General features: G+C 65.8%; 21 protein-coding genes, 1 tRNA gene and 1 pseudogene. 8 read left to right on the plus strand and 15 right to left on the minus strand.

Annotated features, from left to right (window positions below):
• Positions 1–112: 112 nt before the first annotated feature.
• Positions 113–1,519, minus strand: a complete 1,407-nt coding sequence (locus tag BLQ75_RS13220) for a sugar porter family MFS transporter (protein WP_092602141.1) — start codon at positions 1,517–1,519, stop codon at positions 113–115.
• 208 nt (positions 1,520–1,727) lie between these two features.
• A complete protein-coding gene (gene dcd / locus BLQ75_RS13225) occupies positions 1,728–2,309 on the minus strand; it encodes a dCTP deaminase (protein WP_043571174.1) in 582 nt (193 codons plus the stop codon).
• Between the two features lie 80 nt (positions 2,310–2,389).
• On the opposite strand from dcd, the gene BLQ75_RS13230 reads away from it, so the two are divergent.
• A tRNA-Gly gene (locus BLQ75_RS13230) sits at positions 2,390–2,460 on the plus strand.
• A 146-nt stretch (positions 2,461–2,606) separates the two neighbouring features.
• Here BLQ75_RS13230 and BLQ75_RS13235 read toward each other — a convergent pair.
• Both BLQ75_RS13235 and BLQ75_RS23065 read right to left on the minus strand, forming a co-directional pair.
• Positions 2,607–2,876, minus strand: coding sequence for a hypothetical protein (locus BLQ75_RS13235; RefSeq protein WP_092602143.1), 270 nt, complete (start codon positions 2,874–2,876; stop codon positions 2,607–2,609).
• Between the two features lie 92 nt (positions 2,877–2,968).
• Complete coding sequence (locus BLQ75_RS23065) at positions 2,969–3,259, minus strand: hypothetical protein (protein ID WP_139182977.1); 291 nt, start codon at positions 3,257–3,259, stop codon at positions 2,969–2,971.
• A gap of 118 nt (positions 3,260–3,377) precedes the next feature.
• On the opposite strand from BLQ75_RS23065, the gene BLQ75_RS13240 reads away from it, so the two are divergent.
• The 3 genes from BLQ75_RS13240 (at position 3,378) to BLQ75_RS13250 (ending at position 5,367) form a co-directional block, all read left to right on the plus strand.
• The gene (locus BLQ75_RS13240) at positions 3,378–4,220 is read left to right on the plus strand and encodes a GntR family transcriptional regulator (protein WP_092602145.1); all 843 of its coding nucleotides are present in this window, start codon (positions 3,378–3,380) and stop codon (positions 4,218–4,220) included.
• Complete coding sequence (locus BLQ75_RS13245; protein ID WP_092602147.1) at positions 4,217–4,909, plus strand: HAD family hydrolase; 693 nt, start codon at positions 4,217–4,219, stop codon at positions 4,907–4,909. The genes BLQ75_RS13240 and BLQ75_RS13245 overlap by 4 nt, the downstream gene beginning before the upstream one ends.
• 65 nt (positions 4,910–4,974) lie before the next feature.
• On the plus strand, positions 4,975–5,367 hold the full coding sequence (locus BLQ75_RS13250) for an NUDIX hydrolase (RefSeq protein ID WP_092602149.1): 393 nt from the start codon (positions 4,975–4,977) through the stop codon (positions 5,365–5,367).
• A gap of 29 nt (positions 5,368–5,396) precedes the next feature.
• Here the strand turns inward: BLQ75_RS13250 and BLQ75_RS13255 are convergent, their stop codons facing one another.
• The 7 genes and pseudogenes from BLQ75_RS13255 to BLQ75_RS13280 form a co-directional block, all read right to left on the minus strand.
• Positions 5,397–5,954 (minus strand): flavoprotein, encoded by a 558-nt coding sequence (locus tag BLQ75_RS13255; protein ID WP_092602151.1) that lies wholly within the window; start codon positions 5,952–5,954, stop codon positions 5,397–5,399.
• Positions 5,951–7,188 (minus strand): annotated as a pseudogene (locus tag BLQ75_RS13260) (helix-turn-helix domain-containing protein). Before BLQ75_RS13260 ends, BLQ75_RS13255 begins: the two are co-directional and overlap by 4 nt.
• Before the next feature lie 71 nt (positions 7,189–7,259).
• Complete coding sequence (locus BLQ75_RS23070) at positions 7,260–8,192, minus strand: hypothetical protein (RefSeq protein ID WP_139182978.1); 933 nt, start codon at positions 8,190–8,192, stop codon at positions 7,260–7,262.
• A 986-nt stretch (positions 8,193–9,178) separates the two neighbouring features.
• Positions 9,179–10,222, minus strand: a complete 1,044-nt coding sequence (locus tag BLQ75_RS13265; protein ID WP_092602153.1) for a S66 family peptidase — start codon at positions 10,220–10,222, stop codon at positions 9,179–9,181.
• Between the two features lie 120 nt (positions 10,223–10,342).
• Positions 10,343–10,876, minus strand: coding sequence for a DUF3558 family protein (locus BLQ75_RS13270; RefSeq protein ID WP_092602155.1), 534 nt, complete (start codon positions 10,874–10,876; stop codon positions 10,343–10,345).
• Positions 10,873–11,361, minus strand: coding sequence for a hypothetical protein (locus tag BLQ75_RS13275; protein WP_092602157.1), 489 nt, complete (start codon positions 11,359–11,361; stop codon positions 10,873–10,875). Before BLQ75_RS13275 ends, BLQ75_RS13270 begins: the two co-directional genes overlap by 4 nt.
• 14 nt (positions 11,362–11,375) lie before the next feature.
• Positions 11,376–11,954, minus strand: a complete 579-nt coding sequence (locus tag BLQ75_RS13280) for a hypothetical protein (protein ID WP_244515515.1) — start codon at positions 11,952–11,954, stop codon at positions 11,376–11,378.
• Positions 11,955–12,137: 183 nt separating this feature from the next.
• On the opposite strand from BLQ75_RS13280, the gene BLQ75_RS13285 reads away from it, so the two are divergent.
• The 3 genes from BLQ75_RS13285 to BLQ75_RS13295 all read left to right on the plus strand — a co-directional run bounded on the left by BLQ75_RS13285 (position 12,138) and on the right by BLQ75_RS13295 (position 14,184).
• A complete protein-coding gene (locus BLQ75_RS13285) occupies positions 12,138–12,602 on the plus strand; it encodes a GNAT family N-acetyltransferase (protein ID WP_211481354.1) in 465 nt (154 codons plus the stop codon).
• 116 nt (positions 12,603–12,718) lie between these two features.
• Entirely contained in the window at positions 12,719–13,378 is a 660-nt protein-coding gene (locus tag BLQ75_RS13290; RefSeq protein ID WP_092602161.1) for a DUF1326 domain-containing protein, read from the plus strand.
• A gap of 41 nt (positions 13,379–13,419) precedes the next feature.
• Positions 13,420–14,184 carry a DUF2182 domain-containing protein gene (locus BLQ75_RS13295; protein ID WP_211481355.1) on the plus strand — a complete coding sequence of 255 codons (765 nt, stop codon included), beginning with the start codon at positions 13,420–13,422 and terminating at the stop codon, positions 14,182–14,184.
• Positions 14,185–14,394: 210 nt separating this feature from the next.
• Here BLQ75_RS13295 and BLQ75_RS13300 read toward each other — a convergent pair whose 3' ends face one another.
• The 4 genes from BLQ75_RS13300 to BLQ75_RS13315 all read right to left on the minus strand — a co-directional run bounded on the left by BLQ75_RS13300 (position 14,395) and on the right by BLQ75_RS13315 (position 18,527).
• Positions 14,395–14,934, minus strand: a complete 540-nt coding sequence (locus tag BLQ75_RS13300) for a ComF family protein (protein ID WP_139182979.1) — start codon at positions 14,932–14,934, stop codon at positions 14,395–14,397.
• Positions 14,935–15,191: 257 nt separating this feature from the next.
• Entirely contained in the window at positions 15,192–16,115 is a 924-nt protein-coding gene (locus BLQ75_RS13305) for a DNA-processing protein DprA (protein ID WP_092602443.1), read from the minus strand.
• Positions 16,116–16,429: 314 nt separating this feature from the next.
• Entirely contained in the window at positions 16,430–17,230 is an 801-nt protein-coding gene (locus tag BLQ75_RS13310; protein ID WP_092602445.1) for an SDR family oxidoreductase, read from the minus strand.
• Positions 17,231–17,348: 118 nt separating this feature from the next.
• A complete protein-coding gene (locus BLQ75_RS13315; protein ID WP_092602167.1) occupies positions 17,349–18,527 on the minus strand; it encodes a metallophosphoesterase family protein in 1,179 nt (392 codons plus the stop codon).
• A 417-nt stretch (positions 18,528–18,944) separates the two neighbouring features.
• On the opposite strand from BLQ75_RS13315, the gene BLQ75_RS13320 reads away from it, so the two are divergent.
• A complete protein-coding gene (locus tag BLQ75_RS13320; RefSeq protein WP_092602169.1) occupies positions 18,945–20,786 on the plus strand; it encodes a glycoside hydrolase family 9 protein in 1,842 nt (613 codons plus the stop codon).
• The last annotated feature ends 230 nt before the right edge of the window (positions 20,787–21,016 follow it).

The raw sequence follows: 21,016 nt of genomic DNA on the forward strand, positions 1-21,016 counted from the left end.
GCACGACGCCCCTCCTCGTTCGATGTGGTTGAGGGAACGACGAAGTACCCGCCGCGAAAGCCGACGGGACTCCGTTCAGCGTGTTCCCTCGACAGACGAAACGGAGCTTCCGTCAGCTGGTTCCCATCTCCTCCAGGGAGCGCCCCTTGGTCTCCTTGAGGTAGCGCACCACGAAGAACAGCGAGATCAGCGCGAAGGCCGCGTAGATGAAGTAGGTGACCGGCAGGTTCCAGGCCTGCATGCTCGGGAAGGTCACCGTGACCAGCCAGTTGGCGATCCAGTTGGTCGCCGTGCCGAGGGCCAGCGCGGCGGCGCGGATGCGTGTCGGGAACATCTCGCCCAGCAGCACCCACATCACGACACCCCAGGACGCGGCGAAGAAGAACACGAAGGCACTCGCCGAGATCAGCGCCAGGGCACCCCAGGCGAAGGGCAGCGTCGTCTCGCCGTCGACCACGTTGGCGTAGCTGAACGCCCAGCCGGTCAGGGTCAGCGCGATGGTCATGCCCAGGGAGCCGCCCACCAGCAGCGGCTTGCGGCCGAGCTTGTCGACCAGCGCGATCGCCACGATCGTGCCGATGATGTTCACGATGGAGGTGAACAGGCTCAGCAGCAGCGAGTTGCTCTCCTCGACGCCGACGGACTGCCACAGCGTGGAGGAGTAGTAGAAGATCACGTTGATGCCGACGAACTGCTGCAGCGCGGCGATCGCCATACCCACCCAGACGATGGGCAGCACGCCGAACCTGCCGCGCAGGTCGCTGAGCCTGGTCTTGCGCTCGCCACCGAGAGCGTCCCGGATCTCCTGGATCTTGGTGTCCGCGTCGGTGGACTCGATGCGCCGCAGCACCCCACGAGCCTGGTCGATCTTGCCCGCCCGGACGAGGAATCGCGGGGACTCCGGGATGACCGAGGCGAGGACGAGATAGATCAACGCGGGGACGGCCTCGACGGCCAGCATCCACTGCCAGGTGTCCAGCGGGCCGAGCTGAGCCGAGGCGCTGCCGCCCGCCGAGGCGGCGAGCGCGTAGTTGACCAGCTGGGAAACCGCGATACCCAGCACGATCGCGAGTTGTTGCAGCGAACCGAGCCTGCCGCGGTAGGCGGCGGGCGCGACCTCCGCGATGTAGGCGGGGCCGATCATCGAGGCGATGCCGACGGCGACACCACCGACTATTCGCCACCAGGCGAGATCCCAGACCGTGAAGGGTAGCGCCGAACCGATGGCGCTGATGATGAACAGCACGGCCGCCACCTGCATCACCCTGGTGCGCCCGATCCGGTCGGCTATGCCACCGGCTATGGCCGCACCCAGTGCCGATCCGAGCAGCGCCGCGGCGACGGTGACACCGGTCAGTGCCGCGCCGACGCCGAAGTTGTCCTGGATGGCTCCAACCGCACCGTTGATGACCGAGGTGTCATAGCCGAACAGGAAGCCTCCCAGGGCGGCGGCCCCGGCAATCATCACCACGTGCGCCAGGTGATCGGTGGAACGACCTCTCGTCTGATCTACCGACATCGAAGTACTCCTGTGCCCCCGATCGCCGATGTGCCATGTCGCACATCGCTCGTTAACGACGGGTTACGCGACAACGTAAGTCACATCCGGCCCGCTTGACTTCCACGATTCAGCGTGACACTCGCCACTGTGACGAGTTCAGACGCGCAGCGTTTCTGAATCGAAGCGAGCTGCTTCTGAACCGGTAACAAGTGGGTCTCGATCGGGGTCAGCGGCTGGTGTCGACCCTGGCGAAGTTGAGATGCGCGCGCGAGGGAGTGGGGCCGCGCTGGCCCTGGTAGCGGGAACCGGCCGCCTTGCTGCCGTAGGGGTTCTCGGCGGGGCTGGAGAGGCGGAACAGGCAGAGCTGGCCGATCTTCATGCCCGGCCAGAGGGTTATGGGCAGGTTCGCGACGTTGGACAGCTCCAGCGTGATGTGGCCGCTGAAGCCGGGATCGATGAAGCCGGCGGTGGAGTGGGTGAGCAGCCCGAGCCTGCCGAGCGAGGACTTGCCCTCCAGACGGCCCGCCAGGTCCTCGGGCAGCCGCACCGTCTCGAAGGTGGAGCCGAGCACGAACTCACCCGGATGGAGGACGAATGCGTCGTCGTCGGAGTGCTCGACCAGCGAGGTGAGGTCGTCCTGCTGCCGCGAGGGGTCGATGTGGGTGTACTTGGAGTTGTCGAAGACCCGGAAGAACCGGTCCAGCCGGACGTCGATGCTCGACGGCTGGATCAGCGCGTCGTCGAACGGATCGAGTTCGAGTCGGCCCTCGTCGAGCTCTTTACGCAGGTCGCGGTCACTGAGCAACACGGAAACAGCGTATCGGGTGGGTGGGTGCAGATCGCCGATGGCCGCCGTGCTAGGCTTGTACACGTCGCATTGAGGGCGATGCGGGTGTAGTTCAATGGTAGAACATCAGCTTCCCAAGCTGAGAACGCGGGTTCGATTCCCGTCACCCGCTCAGAGCACGAAGGCCCAGGTCAGGAGCTTACGAGTTCCGCCTGGGCCTTTTTCGTGCGCGGGGGTTGGCGGTCTTCGACAGGTGGGCACCGATGCGGCGCGGCTCCGTGGCGAAGCTCGGTCCGCCGATCGCCCGGACAGCGGCTTTCAGTCCGCGAGCCCCGAGGACTCCGGCCGGGACTCGAACTCGGACACCGCGGTGTCCACGGTTTCCTTGACTCGCAACAGGTTGGCGCGGCTCATCGTGAACACGACCGGGGTTCGCGCGGCGATGTAGAGATCGGCGAGGTCGAACCGGCGCCACGTCTCGCCGATCAACGAGGTGCGATCGACGATCAGCAGCCGCTTGGCGCGGCCCAGCGGGAACGCCACACCTTCGAGCTGCTGCTTGGCGGCGGGACGCGTTGTCGCCGTCACCTCGGAACATCGACAGGACTGAGACGTTCTCGCGCCCGACTCCAGAGCCGTGTCGTCCGTCTGCTCCGGAACGGACTCAGTGGACTCCCGCTTCAAAGACAATGACGCCTCCGTTCATCAACTACGCTTCCCCCTCGTGCTTCGCTCCGCCCGGCGACCGGGCGGAGCCATCCTGAAACCAGTGCTTCCGCGAACCATTCGTTGAGTGCCATCACCTCGCGCACTTGGTGAATGAGGTCGTTTACCAGCCGATTCCGTTCGGGATCACTGTCTCCCTGAAAAGGCGACATCGATCGCCGAACCGTATGAACCCGCTCCACCAGAGCTTCCAGCTCTTGTTCTTGAACCTTCACCTCTGGGCGAGAAGAGCGCTCTTCTGACATCAGTCAATCCCGTTCGGATGGTGTGCAGCGATCCAATCAACATGAACAACCTAGCCAACCTGGCTAGCCATGTCAATCTGGCTAGGTACCAGCCAAAGGTGAGCTCTAACCTGAGCGCATGAGCCTTGATCCCGACGACCCTCGCCCGCCTTACGTCCAGGTAGCGAGCGCACTTCGAGCGGCGATCCTCACGCGGACGTATCAGCCAGGGGACCGGCTGCCGTCCGGTGCCGAGCTGGGCAGGCAGTACGGCGTCGCTCGCATGACGGTGCAGCAGGCTCTACGGATACTGCGTGAGGAAGGACTGGTGAGCTCGCGGCAGGGAAGCGGCGTGTTCGTGCGGGAACGCACCGAACGGCCGATCGGGCTGCGCCCGCACATCGAACGCGCCTTCGAAGCCGAACACATCTCGATCGATTTCGCCGGTTTCTCCGGCGAGACGCTGCACGGCGTACTTCAAGAACCGCTGGACAAGATCCGTGTGGGACGGCTGACTCCGCAGTCGTTGAAGATTCGGATGCTGTTGCCGGACACGCGGAACCCGATGCCGCTGCCCTGCAAAGTCGACGGTTTGGAGGACAGTCCGGCTTTTCGCGCGCGGGCCGACGGCATCATGCGCAGGCACACCCAGGCGATCATGGATTCGGTTCGAGAGCTCGCCTCGTTCGGTCTGGTTCCGGATGCTTCCGCCGAGGTGCGGCTGCATCCGACCGCACCGCTGTTCAAGCTCTACGTACTGAACAACTCCGAGATCTTCTTCGGCTTCTACCCGGTGCGCGAGCACGTCGTTCCGTTGGAGGGCGAGGACACACCGATCTACGACCTCATGGGCAAGGACGCGACGATGTTCCAGCACGCCGCGGACGCGGACGAGGAGTCGACCGGCAGTCAGTACGTCAAGCAGTCGCGGGTGTGGTTCGAGTCGATGTGGACCACCGTCAGTCGCGAGTTCAAACCATGACCGAGTACTGCGCCGAGCAGCAACGGTTGCGCGAGATCCTCGCGGGGACGTCGTGCGTCATGCTCGACTTCGACGGACCCGTCTGCGCCGTGTTCGCGGATCTGGGAGCTTCGACGGTCGCTGATCGGGCGCTCGATGCGATCCGGCAAGCCGGGTACGCCGACATCGCGCAGCGGTGCCAAACGAACGATCCGTTGGAGCTGTTGTCACTGCTGGCCGGTAATAGCCCCGAGCTTGTCCAAGACGTCGAAGCAGTGGTTCGGGGCGCGGAGATCGAAGCAGTTTCCAGCGCGACCCCGACGCCGGGAGCGGTCGAGTTGATCGAGCGCTGCCACGCTTCCGGACGATCGCTGTGCATCGTCAGCAATAACGCCGACAGCGCCTTACACGACTATCTGGCCGAACACGGACTTACCGGCAAGGTGGATGCCATCGCTGCGCGTCGATCGGATGATGTCGCCCACCTGAAGCCGGATACGCGACTCTTGAAACGTGCGGCCGAGGCGACAGGAACCAGTCCCACCGCCTGCACTCTGATCGGGGACTCGCCGAGCGACATCAAGGCCGCACACGCCTTCGGCGCGCATGCGATCGGCTACGCGAACAAGCCCGGCAAGTTCGAGAAACTCACCAACGCCGGAGCCGACGCCATGAGCGAACAGCTGGAACCGATCACGAGTGAGCTGTAGCAGCCAAGCAGCATGGCGTTCACCCGCACAGTTGAAACACAGCGTTTGAAGCCCCGGGACACACGATGATCGACAAGGTCGCATGGATCAGGCTCGAGAACGGCCGCATCCTCAGTACACGGTCACACGGCAAGAGCGTCTACTACATTCCCGGAGGGAAACGGGAATCCGGCGAGTCCGACACGGACACCCTGGTTCGCGAGATCCGTGAGGAACTCGACGTCACGATCACTTCTGCCAGCACGACACATGTCGGCACCTTTCAAGCACAGGCACACGGACATCCCAACGGAACCACCGTGCGAATGACCTGCTACGCCGCCGACTACGAGGGAACGCTGACGCCCTCCAGCGAGATCGCTGAGGTCATCTGGCTGACCTACCAAGACCGGGGATCTGTCTCACCGGTCGACCAACTCATCTTCGACCATCTCCATGAGCAAGCCCTACTCGACTGACGAACGCAGCCGAACGAGAGAGTTCCAACTCACGTACGGCTCACAGCATCGACAGCGTCGAGAATCTTGCTCCAGGGGAGATCCTTGCCAGCGGGTGCGCCGCGCGGTTCGTGCAGCGGCCAGTACTCGTCGCCGGTCAGCAGGTACACGCCCGCACGCTCCAAGGCGGAGATGTGGGAGTCCCAGGCGGGTTGCCGGGCGTGCGCGGCGTTGATCCTCGGGAACACCACGATCGGCACGGACTGAGTACCGATCGCTTCACACACGGTTGTCAGTGCCTGGTTGTCGGCAAGGCCGAGCGCGAGCTTGGCGACCGTGTTCGCGCTCGCGGGGCAGACGAGGAAGCAGTCGATCGGCGGGTGCGGACTGGTCTCACGCGGCATCCTCGGAGCCACCCGGCACGGCAGCCCCGTCGCGGCCTCGATCCGTTCCCGCTCCCCGGTGTCCTCCAGCCACGTTCCTGCCGTGGGTGTGAGTGTGACCGCCACCTGCCACCCGCGCGCGATCGCGGGTTCGACCAGGGAAGTTCGGATGTTCTCCAGTCCACCGGCCGCGGACCCGATCAGGCCGAGCGTGTGCGTACTCATCGCACCGCCCGGCAGCGTTCGGCGAGTCCCAGCAACGGGGACGACTTCGATCCGTTGGTTACCGGGGCACGACGGTACATGGTGCGCACGACTTCGCGCACCATCGAGCTGTGCGTGACCAGCTGGGGCGCCTTGGACTCGGCGTCGAGCAGCACGCGGGTGGCTTCGTCGTCACGCGCCAACATGCTCAACGCGCGTGCGAGGTCGATCGAATGCGTGACCTGACGTTCGACCGGCAGGTGCGTCGGATGCACGGATTCGCCCCGTTCGACCACGTTGGACACGTCGCCGAGGTCGAGCGAGGCGGACAGCCGGTGCAGTTCGACGTTGGCCGGTCCGAAGCCGGTTTGCCAGTAGTTCGCGTCGACACCGAGTCGTCGCGCGGCCGTGTCGGCCTGGCTGAGCAGTTCGCGGGTGGTTTGGCGGTCCTGCCGACGAGCGGCGGCGACCGCCGTGCGTAGGAACAGCATCCCGTACAGACTCAGTGCTTCCGGTTCCGCTTCCCGGACTTGGGGAGTGAGCCACCGGGCAGCTGTTTCGCCGAGACTCAAGGCGTCGTCGAAGCGTCCCACCGCGAGCAGGGCGTGAGTGCCCGCGCGGGAGGTGGAGGCGAGCACGAGCGGGGCCTCTGAGCGGTCGGCGGCCTGCATGGCCCGTTCGGCGGCGATCCAGGAGAGGTCGGACTCACCGACCTTGCTCAGCGTGGTGGCCGCCAGGTGGTGAACCCGAGCCGAGACGGCGTGTGCGCGGCGGTAGTAAGCGGGATGCCCGGAGGAGGTGCGCTCGAGCTGTTGCGCTGATTTCAGCAGGCCGGGAAGCACGCCGACGACGTGACCGACGCTGCCGTTCTGATACTGATGCCAGGCTTCCTCTGCGACGCGCGCGACCGGTTCGGGATCGACGTATTCCGGTTGCATCGCACCGCCGAACAGCGTGCGCGAGAGCCGTTCCGGCGACATGAGCGCGTCACGGATGGCGGGCACGTCATCGTTGTCCTCGTCGTCCTCGAACAGGACCGGCTCACCCATCAGATCGTTGAGCGTGACCCCAAGCTGCCGAGCGAGTTCGACGAGCACGTCGATCCGGTTGATCTGCCGATCGCCCCGCTCGACCTTGCTCACCCAGTCTCGGACTTACCCATCAGCCCGGCAAGCACCGCCTGCGACAGCCCGCGCCGACGCCGGTAGAACGACACCCGCTTACCGACGCTCAGCTCTTCGCCCGCACCGCGCATGCGCTACACCCTACCACCAATACACCAATACGATTAGTGCGGAATTAACTCCAAACTCAATTTATGACGCATTAATCTACAATTTGCGAGCATCGTGCAAACGTTTCGGCTGGCCTCTTTTTTGTGAAAATATCAACAAGCGGTTCTCGATTAACTCGGAGATTGACCCTATATGACAGTACTTTGTATTCATAATAATAATACAAAATATAATTGTATTTATTTGTATTTTTTGAAGTTTTCTCTGTCAATCTTTTATAGTGACTAATTTTATCTCGGGCTATGCTGCAAAATTTTCTTCTTTTTACGTTCTCAGCAGGAAGAATCTCCGTTGTTCGAGATTTCTCATGTAGTACCACTACGCTATGATCCCCAGACTTGAGGACATAACCAGTTATACTCCGACCACTATTCATACTTAAAACCTCCACTGGAAGCCACATCATCTGCGTAGAAAATACTGTCGCTACAACTGAAACCCCCAATGCAAAAGAAACATAAGCAGAGAATCTGTCGCGTAATATGGACACCAAAACCGAAAAATCCACCAAATCAATAGAGTTTATTACCGCCTTCTTCAATTGTCTGATAATCCACAGTCCACCTAGTGCACAAGCAAAATATACAGCCGGCATGACTACTATCCCCAGGACTGCCAGCACAAGGGTGCCGAAATAGACTAACCGACTAAAGCCCGAAGAATTACCCACAGCATAAACATAGAGCAATCCCGGAGCGAGCGTTCCAGTCGCAACAGGAAGCATAAACAAGAAGGCGTTAAATGCGATTGCTGGAACACTGATACTTCTTCCTATAGTAAGGATAACCTCCGGATTCCAATTCGCTGCATGCATCACATTTACTACAGCAATTACAACGGGAGTAGTGGCTACTATATAGCCTAACTGAATACCAGATGTTTTGGGGAACCCCCTCGCGTTTGACGGCTCACCATTATCCTGCCGCGCTTCCTCAAAATCGGATTTCTCATCCTTAGATTCCACACCGCAAGAATAGCAAGTCCTTGATCTCTATCCAATAACCTGACTGATCTTCATATAGTTGGCTTACCCTACTATGCCGCTGTTGCCGAATTTGGCTCTATGGGATCAAGGCGCGCCGCCTGCGGCGGCGCGCTCCGGGACGGCTTGGCATGGCGCTTGCGCGTGCGGCCTGGCGGCCGTTCGCGCGCCAGCCAGCCGCCCGGAGACGACAGGGAGGGTGCGCTGAACCAGAGCAAACGTCGTCCACGTCCTCTGCCTCTGCCTCTGCCTCTGCCACGCAGCCTGTCCGTATCGATCGCCGTGCCTGTCGCAGCCGGATGCCGCTGAGCCCGGCGATCGCTGCCGCGACTGTGGACATCGGGGGTCGCTGAGCGAGCCGCGCTGACCACAATCTTGCCGCACAGCGACCGAATCCCCAGCCGCGAGCTCACTACGCCTGACGGGCACGGTTGTCGCAGTCCTTGCAGCGTCGGTCCGCACGAAGCTCAACGTTGGCACCAGCGTTCGCAGCGAGAACCTCGCCGTTTCCGATGCGCTCCCAAGCACGCGGAACGTCGCGGATCTCTCCCCACTCGGAGAAATCGGGATCGTCACCCTTGTGGAAGCAGCCGGGAATATGCGCCATCCCCGCTGGGCTGATGAGGATCAGAGCAGGCGCGGGCTGCCCTGCCGGCTTGGGTTCCCGAGTGTGTTCACACTGCCCGACGGGCAGATCACATCGCTCGCAGCGAGAGTCACCAGACGACATGGCCCCATGCTGCGCTTCCAAACGTAGCCTTGTGTGCCATTCGCGGTGATCTGTTCCATCCCGACCGGGCTCGCGGTGAGTTGTCGGGCCACACGCGGGCCATTAAGCTCGGGCGACCCCGGTCAATGACGCTCACCGGGCCACCTCGCACCGCAGGACAGGAGCAACGCGCTGACGAACGTATCGGGTTCCTGTGCAAGAAGCTGCAGGCGCCGCGTCTCTTCGAGCCGCGCACGGCTCAGCCGTAGTCGGCGAACAGACGTCCGTTCGCGCCGTCGACCGTCATGAAGCCGCCGTAGGGGACGATCCACTGTGGTCTGGTGTGCCCGAAGGGCGGTCCGACCACGACGACCGCGTCCGGGTTGTAGGCGTGCACCACGGAAACGGCCGTGTCGCGCTGCTCCTCACGCTTCGCACGCCGCTGCTCGGCCGTGGGCCTCACGGTGAGGTTCGAGGTCGGTGGCCTGGCGACCACGACGGCCCCGACCGCGCCCAGTATCCCGCGTTCCCCCAGGGAACGGAGGATCCGGCCGAACTCCCGTGCGGGAATGAGCTCCTCCGAGGACTCCAGGAGCAGCACCCCACCGTCGAGCACAGCAGGATCAACCGGCAAGCGACCGGCGGTGAGCAGCCACCGCAGCACCTCGACGCACCCACCCCACGTCCTGCCGGTGCGGGTTTCGGCAGGCCCGGCCCAGGTCCAGGGCTCGGTCGGCTCGCGCTCACCGAATTCGACGAGCGCGCGGGGATCGTTCCAGTCGTGTCCGATGTCCTCGGACTCACCCGGCTCGGTGAGCTCGACACGCTCACCGGTGAGCAGCGCGGCCCGCAGCGAGCGCTCGTGGACCGGATCGACACGCGGCCCCGGCCCCAGCTGAACCTGGGTCGAGCCGCCGTAGTAGCCGGGCACCCCGACGGCCCAGAGCCGGTTCAGCAGGTTCGTGTTGTCGCTGTACCCGAGAAAGGGCTTGGGGTCCTCGGCGACGGCTTCCGTGTCCAGGTACGGGACGACCGTGATCTGGTCCTCCCCACCGATCGTGGTCAGCACCGCCCGGATCCCCGGATCGGCGAAGGCAGCGTTGAGGTCCGCCGCGCGCTCGCGCGCGGTGGCGTCGAGCTTGCGCGTGGTCGGGAACTCGACGGGCACGAGACCCGTGACGTCCCCCAGCCGACGCAACGCCTGCTGGTGCACGGCGGGAGCTACCGCGGGAGCCGCGAAGGACGGCGACAGCACAGCGATCCCGTCGCCGGGCCTGGCCTTGCGGGGCTGGACGAACTCCATGTGCCCGAATCTAGGAGTGCTGTCACCCCGTTTCCCGCCTGACGTGTCGGGGACCGGCATCCGGTCGATTCGGTGAGCGGTCACTCGGAGCGTGACCGGGCTCGGCGAGGTTCTCGCCCCTCAGTCGGCGAGCGTGTTCATCGCGGCCTCGGCGAACCGGCGGGCCGTGGTGCAGGTCGACGGGTCCTCATCACTGTAGGACTGCTCAACCCTGACTTCCAACGACTGGCCACCGGCCACATCCACGTAGACCCTGCACTTGTGATCCGGATCCGGACGCTCACTGTCGAACCACACCCTGACCGAACGAAAACCCTGAATCCGGGAAACCTCCTCGGACCTCACATCATCATCATCAGAAGAGTTAATCCACCGATCGATCCCGCGATTCGTTATCGTGTTGACGTATATCCTATTTCCGACCCTGGTAGTGTAGAAACAAGTACTCCCTTCTGCCTCCACTCCAGGAACAAAATCGAGTTTCTGAGTTTCCTGAGTTATCCGCATCCCTTGCAGGGATTCCCTGTTGATCAGTTCGCACGGCTTCACGTCGCTCACCGACAACTCCCTGGGCCGGTCCGACGAACCACACGCCGACACCAACCCCAACCCCGCCAACAGCACGGCGGCGACCCGTAACCCCCGCCCGATCATCCGTAGTACCTCAACTTCAACTCGGTCGTCCTCGACTGGTAGTCCCGCACCAGCACGGTCGCGGCCTCGGCCACCCGCGCGGCGAACTCCTCCTCACGCAGTTCGCGCAGGCTGCCGCGCTTGATCCGCGCGGTGAACTCGTCCATTCCCACGGCCGACAGCGCGAAGCGACCGTCACTCGACTCGCCGTAGGACTCCACAGCGCGGCACGCCTCCTGGAAGTCGAAGTCGTGCTGATCACGCGGCTCGACGTCCAACCCCCTCCCCGCTACAGCCTCCCGGTACTGCCGCTGCCATCCCGCGTAGAGCAGCCGCGCCACGCTCGCCAGCGCCCGCTCCAGGGCGCGCTCGTCGGCGAACTCGTACACGCTCTCGCCGAACGAGAGCGAGAACTCGGTGCGGTCGCGCAGCTCGGCCTGGATGTCCATGCCCGGGGCACTCACCCGCACCCGGATGTTGTCCAGTCGCTCGGCCAGTTCACCCACTGCTCTCACTCCTCCTAGTCGTGGCCGCCCACGCCCTTGTCACTGGTCAGCACACTGCCCGACATGCCCGCGAGCTTCGGCCGCGCCGAGACGAACGGGGAATCCGCTTTGTTCTGCCGATCGACCGCACCGGCGTAATCGTTCAGCGCCTTGGTGATCTCGCCCTGCTTCTCGCCGACCCGCTCGGTGAGAGCATCGATCGTCTCCTTCATGGAGTTCACCACCTGCTCCGCCGAGCCACCGCTCTTCTTCACCGCCTCGTAGCCCTTCTGTACCGCACCCCCCACGGCCGAAGCGGCTCCCACCGCCGCGAAGGCCACCGACGCGCCACCGGTGAACGGGATGGCCCCGACCGCCGCTACCGCGCCGGCCACCGACAACGTGAACTCGATATCGCTCTTGCCGCAACTGGCCACGTTGTCCAGTGCCTGGAGTGTCTGCTCTGCAATGTTAGAAATATCTTCACGTACACTCCTCCAAACCTCCTGGTCCGCCTCCACCGCGCCCTTCATCACGCCCAGGACGAGGAACTGGTTGCTCGCGACGGCGGGGAACGGGTCGAGGAAGTTGGCCTTGAACGCGTGGGCGGCCATGCCGCTCCAGTCGTTGAGATCGTCGGCCGCCGTCTCGATCGACCGCAGATCCTCGTTCGCGCCGATGGATTCCCCGCGAGAAATCGCCGCCCCGGTGACACAATGACCGATCGTCGCACTTCCCGGTCCACGACATCCGACGAAAGGGCTGAATTGTCGAAATCATCGAACAGCGGGATCACCGTGTCAGCGGCAGACGTCGAAGCGCCGGAAAGCGTGGTTCTGCTGCGCGAGTACTTCGCGGAGATGACCGCCCGCTATATCGGTAGGAATCCCACCGACTCCGAGATCGAATCCGCGATGGCCGAGGATCCGAGCGCCGACCTTTCGGGCGATACCGGACGCTTCCTCGTAGCGCGCGAGAACGGACGCGCCGTGGGCTGTGTCGGTCTCCGGCACCACGACGAGCACACCGGCGAACTCACCAGGATGTTCGTGGTTAAACCGAGCAGGGGACAAGGCCTGGGCGTGTCGCTACTACACGCCGCCGAACGAGCCGCCGTGGAACTGGGTATGCGGGCGATCCGGCTCGACACTCGCGGCGACCTGGTGGAGGCCCGGAAACTCTACGCGGCCAACGGATACGAGGAGATCGAACCGTACTCCGACGCCCTGTACGCGGACCACTGGTTCGAGAAACGACTGTGAGTCATGAACAGCTCTCAGGCGTCCCGGAAATACCGCGTACCGCGTATTGACAGTAGCCCTCGCGAGAGGCGGAAACTGTGGGCGAGTAGTCCGCCACGACGACCAGTGAGGCGATCATGACTACTGCCACCATCCAGAACTGGCATCTCAAGGGCGTGTGGTTCGACGCTTGCAAGTGCGCGATCCCCTGTCCCTGCTCGTTCGCCCAACCTCCCACCTACGGGGACTGCAGCGGCATCCTGCTCTGGCACGTGCGGGAGGGCAATTACGGCGATACTCGCCTGGACGAGCTCAACGTCACGATGCTCGGCTCCTTCACCGGCAACCCCTGGGAAGGGACCCACACCGATCCCTACGCCGCCGTGTTCGTCGACGAGCGCGGCGACGAGGACCAGCGGCAGGCCCTGCAACTGATCTTCGACGGCGAGGCCGGCGGCTGGCCCGCGCAGTTCGGCGCGATGTTCGGCCCGGAGATCCTCGGCATGGAGTTCTCCCCGATCGAGGCCTCGTTCGGGGAGGACTTCGCCCGCTGGAGCGTGCGCGTGCCCGGCAGGGCCGAAGCGGAGGTGGAGGCGCTGACCGGCTCCACCACCGCCGAGGGGAGCCGGGTCGAGGTCCACAACCTGCCCGGCGCGGAAGTCGGGCCCGGCCAACCGCCCGCCGTCTGGGGGAAGGCCGTGAGTGACCGCGCCGACGCCTTCGGGTTCCAGTGGAACCGGTCCGGCTACTCCAGCAAGCTCATCCCCTTCGAATGGTCGGGACCGGACGAACAGTGACGAGCAGGGCCGGGTCTCGTGTTGTTCCACGACCGGGCTCGTTGTCCGGAACGGAGCTCCTGCTGGCGGTCGTGCTGCTCGCGTTCGCCGCACTGGCCTGGCTGCTGACCCACAGCCTGGCCACTCCCGGTATGCGGCTCGGCATCCTCACCGGGGCACGACCGATGGCACCGTCCGGCTTCGAATGGACCCGGTTCGGATTCTTCCTGCTCACCTGGCTGGTCATGATGACGGCCATGATGCTGCCCGGCATCACGCCGTTCACCATCGGCATGAGCAGACTGCTCCGGGTTCACCGTGCGGGCACCGGCAGCGTCCCGGCCCTGGTAGTCGGCTACCTGCTCGCTTGGCTGCTGACCGGGGTGGGGGCCTACGCGTGCCTGCGGGCCTTCGACGCGCTGGACGTGGTGGGCAGCGCCACGGCGGCCCGGTCGGGAGCCGCCGTGCTGGTGGTGGCCGGGTTGTTCCAGTTCACCCCGCTGAAGCAGTGGTGCCTGGTGCACTGCCGGTCACCGATGGCCCTGCTGATGCGGCACGGGCAGCGGGCGGTCCGCAGCAGGCGCGGCGCGCTGCTGGTGGGGTGCGGGCACGGTGGCTACTGCATCGGCTGCTGCTGGGCGCTGATGGTCGTACTGCTGGCCGCGGGCATGATGAGTCTCGTCTGGATGGCCGGTGTCGCCGCCGTGATCACCGTCGAGAAAGTCCTGCCGCACGGCAGGCAGAGCAGTTACGCGATCGGTGCGCTCCTGCTCGGTGCCGGTCTCGTCCTGCTGGTCCTGCCCGAGCTGGTCGGCGTGGTCGCGTAACTGGCCGGGCCGAAGGACCGCCGAGGATTCCGTCGTTCGCGGAAGTCTGCACCGAACGACCGGAGCGGCCGGCGACCGTCCCGGCGAGCTCCCGGTCGGCGCTTTCCCGAGCGGGCCGGCGGAAGGGTGCGAAATCGGGGTCCTGGTCGACCGACGAGGAAACCTCCGACCGAGGTGGGGACCTCGTCACCAACCACTCCACTGATCGGGTCAGTTCGTCGGGCACGTACCACCGGTCACCGGACAGAAGTACGCGTCGTACGGCTCAGTGCACCGGTCGAGCAGCAAGCGGTGGCTCTCCCACTCGTAGCGGCACCACCTGGCCGCGCAGAGCGCGGTGACGTGAGCGGCACCGACCTCCTTGAGGGACACCGCGGCGGACTGCGCTTTCGCCCCCGTGGTCCAGGTGTCGTCGACCAGCAGGACGTGTTTACCCTCGACTCGTTCCCGGTATCGTGCGGGTACGGCGAACCGGTCGCCGCGCACCGTCCGTTGGTCCGCCTCGATTCCCGGTCCCAGATCCAGTGTCAGCCGATTGTCGGCATCGTTGTGGAACGCGACCTGCCGTGCGAGCTGGGCCACGGGATGTCCACGGCCCGGTTTGCTCGCCGAGGGCACGAACGTCACCGCCTGCCACGTGCGACCGGGCGGAACGGCGATGCACGAGGCGTGGATGGTGGTGGCGGCCAGGATCATCAGACAGAGATCCTTGACGCTTTTCTCCGCGACCGGAGTTCGTTTGTAGCTCACAACGGTGTGAGCCGACTGATGTATCCCCTGGGGATGATTTCCGCACACATAGGTCAACGGCAGGACTTGATCGGCGAGCCGGTCGCCGAATTCGGCGTGATGTGACGAACAGACCCCGCAACGCGCCGAATCAGTCGAGGCAACCGGACCGGTACACACCGAACACGTCTCACCGCTGTGCCGAACCGTGTTGCGGAAAAACCCACCGACCCGATCGAGCAGAGCGTTTCGGAGCGTCTCGTGCAGCCTCGGGTCGTTCATGGCACGGGAGCGGCGAGCAGCCGTTCCACCCGCTGGTTTCCGGAAACGATCCGCTCCACCGCGCTGACGGCGGCTCGCGGGCCGTCTACCACGAACACCCCGGGCTGGCCCCGCAGCGCGGCTCCCCAAGCGGTTCCCCTCACCACCGAATCCAGCAGGATCACGGGCCGCCCGTGCTCCACGGCCGCGCGTGCCTGGATGCGGGCGCCGCTGTGCTCACCGGCCTCCACGACTATCGTCGCGATTCCGTACGCACTCATCGTGGCGTTGCGCATGGGGAAAGTGTGCTTGGCCGGTGGTGAATCGGGCCAGAACTGGGACAGCACCATGCCCTCCCGGACGATCCGCTCCTGCAGCTCGCGATTCGCGGCCGGATAGACCCTCCGGATACCGTTGCCGATCACGGCGACGGTCCGACCTCCGCTCTCGAGAGCCGCCGTGTGCGCGGCGGTGTCGATCCCGGAAGCCAACCCGGAAAGCACGGTGAACCCGGCACCGACCAACCCGGCCGATATGTCGGCGGCGGTGTCCCGCGCGGCGGGTGAGGCCTTACGAGAACCGACCACGGAAACCGCGTTCTCGCGGGGGACGAGCGTGCCGCGCACGAACACGAACGGTGGGAACTGGTTCACTTCCCGGAGCTGCCGCGGGTACTCGTCGTCCCGGAAAGTGATGAAGTCGAACTCGGCGGAGCGCCAGGCGGCTATGTCCTCCTTGGCGGATTCGATCTCCGGTTCCGCGTCATGGAACCCCTCGGCGTTCGTGCCGAACAGCGCGGGGACTCCGAACCGCTCCCAAACCGCGCGGGCACTTCCCGCATCGGCCACCTCGGAGGTGATCCGGGACCACGTCATGTTCTCCGGGCGAGTACGAAGCAGCGCGAGCAACGCGGCCCGTTCGTCGTCGTCCCAGGAACCCATACCCGACACCATAAGGCTGTTCGGGCTACCACGTTCGGCCCAGGGGGTAGCCGAAACAGGTGAGAGCTCGCCTGCTCGCATACGACCTACCCCTCCGCGACTGCTTCGAAGACCGCTCCGCTCGGACAAGTCCCTCGAGTCGACAGGCAGTCTATCGAACAGAAGTTCGACTCACCAGGACAACGGCGAAACTCACATCGACTTCACCCTGTTCAGTGAGGTCGGCTTCGCCGCCGTCCCCTCAGCGGAGCTGAACGGCACTGCCCACGCAGCATCCGGGCCCCTCCCGAACGGGCGAGAAACTTGGGCGGCTTTCACCGCACCCAGCGGCGGAAGCCCGCCTCGGCGTCGAGCACCTGCCCCGTGACGGTGGCGGCCCGTTCGTCGAGCAGCAGCTCGACCGCCCCGGCGGCTTCGTCGGGGGTGTTCCAGCGCCCGCGCGGCAGGGCACGGCCGACCGAGGCGGTCAGCTCCTCGGTGGCCCAACCGGTGTCGGTCGGCCCCGGATTGACGCAGTTCACCGTGATGCCGCGCTCGACCAGCGCGTCGGAGAGTGTGGAGGCCAGCTGGTGCAGGGCGCCCTTGGTGGCGGCGTAGGGGATCTCGCCGCTCATCGGGGCCAGATGCTGCCCCGAGGTGAAGAGCACGACCCGGCCGTCGTGCCCGCCTTCCCCTTTCCCGTCCTCCCGGTACCGCCGCGCGAACTCGCGCACCAGCAGCAGGCTCGACCGCACGTTGACCGCCCAGCACAGATCCAGTTCGGCCGCGGACAGCGCGTCGAGGTCGAAATCGGAGCTGCGGGCGTGCGCCAGGATCAGGGTGTCCACGGAACCGAACCGCTCGGTGGCCCGGCTCAGCAGCCGGGCCGGGGCCTCGGGGTCGGCGAGGTCCAGCTCCGAGTGCGAGAACGTCTCCTCGGTGCCGCCCAGCTCCGCGCGGAACTCCGGCGAAGCCGTCTCGTCACCGCTTCCCAGGCCCATCTCCGCGTCGTGCGGCGACCACCCCTGGGCACAGACCCGCATGCCCGCGTCGAGCAGCCGCCGCGCGACCGCGAAGCCGATGCCGCGCCGCCTGCTCACCCCGGTGACCACCGCGGTACGTCCCGCCAACGCCATGACGGCGAGCCTCGCGACGCGCGGATCCGCCGTCAACTCGATTTCCAGCGGAGCGTGGATTCCCCGCGAGATCCACGGCCGCCCGCGAAATCACGGGGACCGTGGTCGCGGATGCCGCTCAGCGCTGGTCGGGCCCCAGCGGCAACGGGTCGATCGGCTGGTCGTTCGGGGTCATGTCGATGCCGAAATCCCTGGCGAAGACCATGCGGGTGTCGCCGATCATCCCTTCGACGCTCTCGTCGAGCTCGAACACCCTGGCCCCGCGCAGCCGGTGTTCCTCGGCTCCGCCGAGCCCGTACGGCCCGAACCCGGTTCCGGAGGAGTAGCCGAGCAGCACGCCGTAGTAGTCGCCCACGTACGAGTTCACGTGGTCGTGGCCGCAGAACACGCCACGCACGTCACCGCGCTGCAGGATCGCCGTGAACATCCCGCTGTTGAACGGTCCCGGGCACTCGTCCTCGTTTCGCTCACCGACGATGCCGTGCTTGTCGACGGCCCGCTCGTGGTCCGCTTCCGAACGGCCGTCCACGCTGGAGAACCACATGAAGCGGTGCTCCCAGAGCGGGATGTGCATCCACATCAGTCCGGGAACCTTCCCACCGGCCCGGCGTTCGAGGTGCCGCGAGGTCTCCGAGTACCACTGGATCTGGTCCGGGCGCACCCAGCCCCAGTGCGGATACCCCTGGAAGTCCTGCCCGGCGATCGTCCCGGGGGCGTAGCGACCGGAGTCCAGCAGCCACAGCGCGAACACCGGCCTGCCGCCGCGCGACCCGCTGACGGGCAGCACCATGTCGCCGGTACCGGTGACGTCGCGCGGGCCACGTTCGTTCCGGTTGTGCCGGTAGGTCATGTAGAAGTCGAGCATGTCCTCCTCGGACATGCCCGACAGTCGCTCGGAGTCCTCGTCGTGGTTGCCGAAGGTGATCGCCCAGGGGATGCCGCGCGACTCCATCGGGGTGACCACGTTGTTGATGGCCTGCTTGACCCGCAGCTCGCTGTCGCAGCCCCCGGTGATGACGTCCCCGTTGATCAGCGCGAAGTCCGGGTTCTCGGAGTCGAGCGTGCGCTCCATCAGCTCGATGGTGCGCCGGTCGGTGCGCTCGTCGTCCTGCGTGTCGTTGAACTGCACGATCCGGAAGGTGCCGTCGGGGCGGAACCGCAGCTTCGGTTCCGGCGCCTCGAAACCGCTCCGGGTTCGCGCACCCGCCACTGCGGGCGATGCCACGGCGGCAGCCGTTCCCACCCCGGTGGCCCGCAACAGCGCACGTCGCCCGACACTTCCCGCTTCCTCGCTCATTGCCCGTTCCCGTCGTCCGGTTCCAGTTCGACCCGGTCGAACCTAGGCGGGTGGGATGACCCAGCGATGGGAAACGCGGAAACGCCGGGTGAAGACCTCGTGCCCGATCGCGGCACCGGAGCGACCCGCGCCAGGAGCTGGGCGGGAATTCCCGCACCGGGCGGATCCGCCGGGAGGGGTGACGCCGCTCGACCTCTCCCGGAGCACCTCGGCTTGCCGGGACGCCGGACGGGGGCGAGACCACCGCGCCGGTCGGGATCGGAAGCAACGAGCCCGGCTCCTTCCGGGCCAGCGGCCAGGGGTCCGCGCGTCGGATTCGGATACCGCGAACACCGGTAGTCGGGAATTCACTCTTGCCATGATCCGACCATCGACACCTAACCTCCGGACAGGTATAGACCAAATCGGAGGGTGGTTATGTCAGCAGGTATGGATCGCCGTCGCTTCCTCGCGGGTTCCGCCGCGGTGGGCGGCGGAACGGCCGTGGGCGCCCTCGGCGGTACGACCGCCGCGACGGCGGCCGGACGAGGTCGCGGCCGGGACGAAGTACGGGTGCACGTGAACCACGTCGGCCACACCCCCTCCGCCCCCAAGACGGCCGTGCTCGTGACCGGCGACCGCGCACCGGTCGGCTGGTGCGCCGTGGTCGACACCGGCAGCGGCGAAGTCGTCGCCCGCCGCAGGCCCCACCACGTCGGCCGGGTCCGGGACTGGGGCGACAGCCACTACTGGACGGTCGACTTCTCCGAGGTCACCGAGGAGGGCGAGTACCTGCTGCGGGTCGGTGCGGGCAACCACACCCGCGGCGAGTCGGTCCCGTTCCGGATCGAACCGCTCGCGCTGGAGCGGGACACGCTGTCCGACGTCGTGCACTGGTTCAAGTCGGCACGGTGCTCCGGCCGCTTCGACCGGGCCGACCACTCGCTGCCCGTCGGCGAGAACGGCTCGGGAGGCATCGACGCGCACGGCGGCTGGTACGACGCGACCGGCGACTTCGGCAAGCACTTCACCCAGCTCTCGCGGCACAGCTACTTCAACACGCTGTCCGTCCCGCTGACCGCCTGGGTGCTGTTCAAGGCCCACGAACGACTCACCGCTCGGGACGACGAGGAGTTCACCCAGCTGCGCACCTGGCTGTGCGACGAAGGGCTGCACGGCGCCGACTACCTGACCCGGGTAAAGCGACCGGAGGGCACCTTCTGCCACTCGGTGATGCAGCCCGGCCCGCCGAAGGATCCCGCGCTGCGCTTCCTCAAAGCCGCCGAGCGCGACGGCGAACCGGTCGTGCGGCAGGTCAACCACCGCGAGGGAGCCGGGGTCGCCATCGCCGCCCTGGCGCTGGCGAGCACCTTCGACGTCAGCGGGGAGTACGACTCCGCCGAGTACCTGCGCACCGCCGAGAACGCCTTCGCGTACCTGCGCGAGCACAACGTCGAGCTGACCAACGACGGCGCGGAGAACATCCAGGACGACTACAACGCGCTGGTCGCCGCCGTCGAGCTCCACAGGGCCACCGGGAAGAGCGGCTACCGGGAGGCGGCCCACGAGCGCGCGGACAACCTGCTGAACCGGCTGAGCTCCTGGGGACCCTACCGGGACTACTGGCGCGCCGACGACGGTGACCGCCCGTACTTCCACCCCTCCGACGCGGGGATGCCGGTCACGAGCCTGCTGAGCTACCTCGACATCGCCGGTCCCGGCAGGACCGAGCGGGTCCTGGAGGTGGTGCGCCGCTCGCTGTCCTTCGAGATGTCGATCACCGCCGAAGTGACCAACCCCTACGGCTACGCGCGCAACCTGGTGCAGGACGGCACCGGCGACCGGCACAGCTCGTTCTTCTTCCCGCACGACGTCACCCCGCGCGCCGACGACGAGTGGTGGCAGGGCGAGAACGCGCGAATCGCCTCGCTGGCCACCGCCGCCAGGCTGGCCGCGAAGCGGTTCGAGGGCGAGTTCGCCGAGCGGCTGCGGCGCTACGCCGCCGACCAGCTCGACTGGATCCTGGGACGGAACCCGTTCAATGTGTGCATGCTGGGCGGCAGCGGCCGGAACAACCCCCGCTACATGTGGAAGGGTTCCTGGCAGTTCCTGAACACCGCCGGCGGGATCGTCAACGGCATCACCGGGGAGAATCCCGACGGGAGCGGGATTCTGTGGAACCGGGGGTACGCCGAGACCGGCAAGGACTGGGACTGGCGCTGGACCGAGCAGTGGCTGCCGCACACCACCTGGTACCTGTTCGCGGTCAGTGTGGGGTGAGACCTTCACCCGTCTCGTGGGTGCTCGGTTACCGGCGCGTGAGGCGGCGCCTCACGGCGTTGGGCCGGCTGGTGAGTAGCGACCTACGCGGCGAGCGGCCCTGCCTTGCGAGGCATCCGCCGCACGCACCGGGGACAGCCGTGCCGCGCAAGCCACATGGCTGGTGACGCGGATCCCGCGGACCGGTGGTCGTGGGTGGTCACCCGGCGGAATCTCTCACTGCGGCCAGC

Source organism: Actinopolyspora xinjiangensis (assembly GCF_900104475.1).
GTDB lineage: Bacteria > Actinomycetota > Actinomycetes > Mycobacteriales > Pseudonocardiaceae > Actinopolyspora > Actinopolyspora xinjiangensis.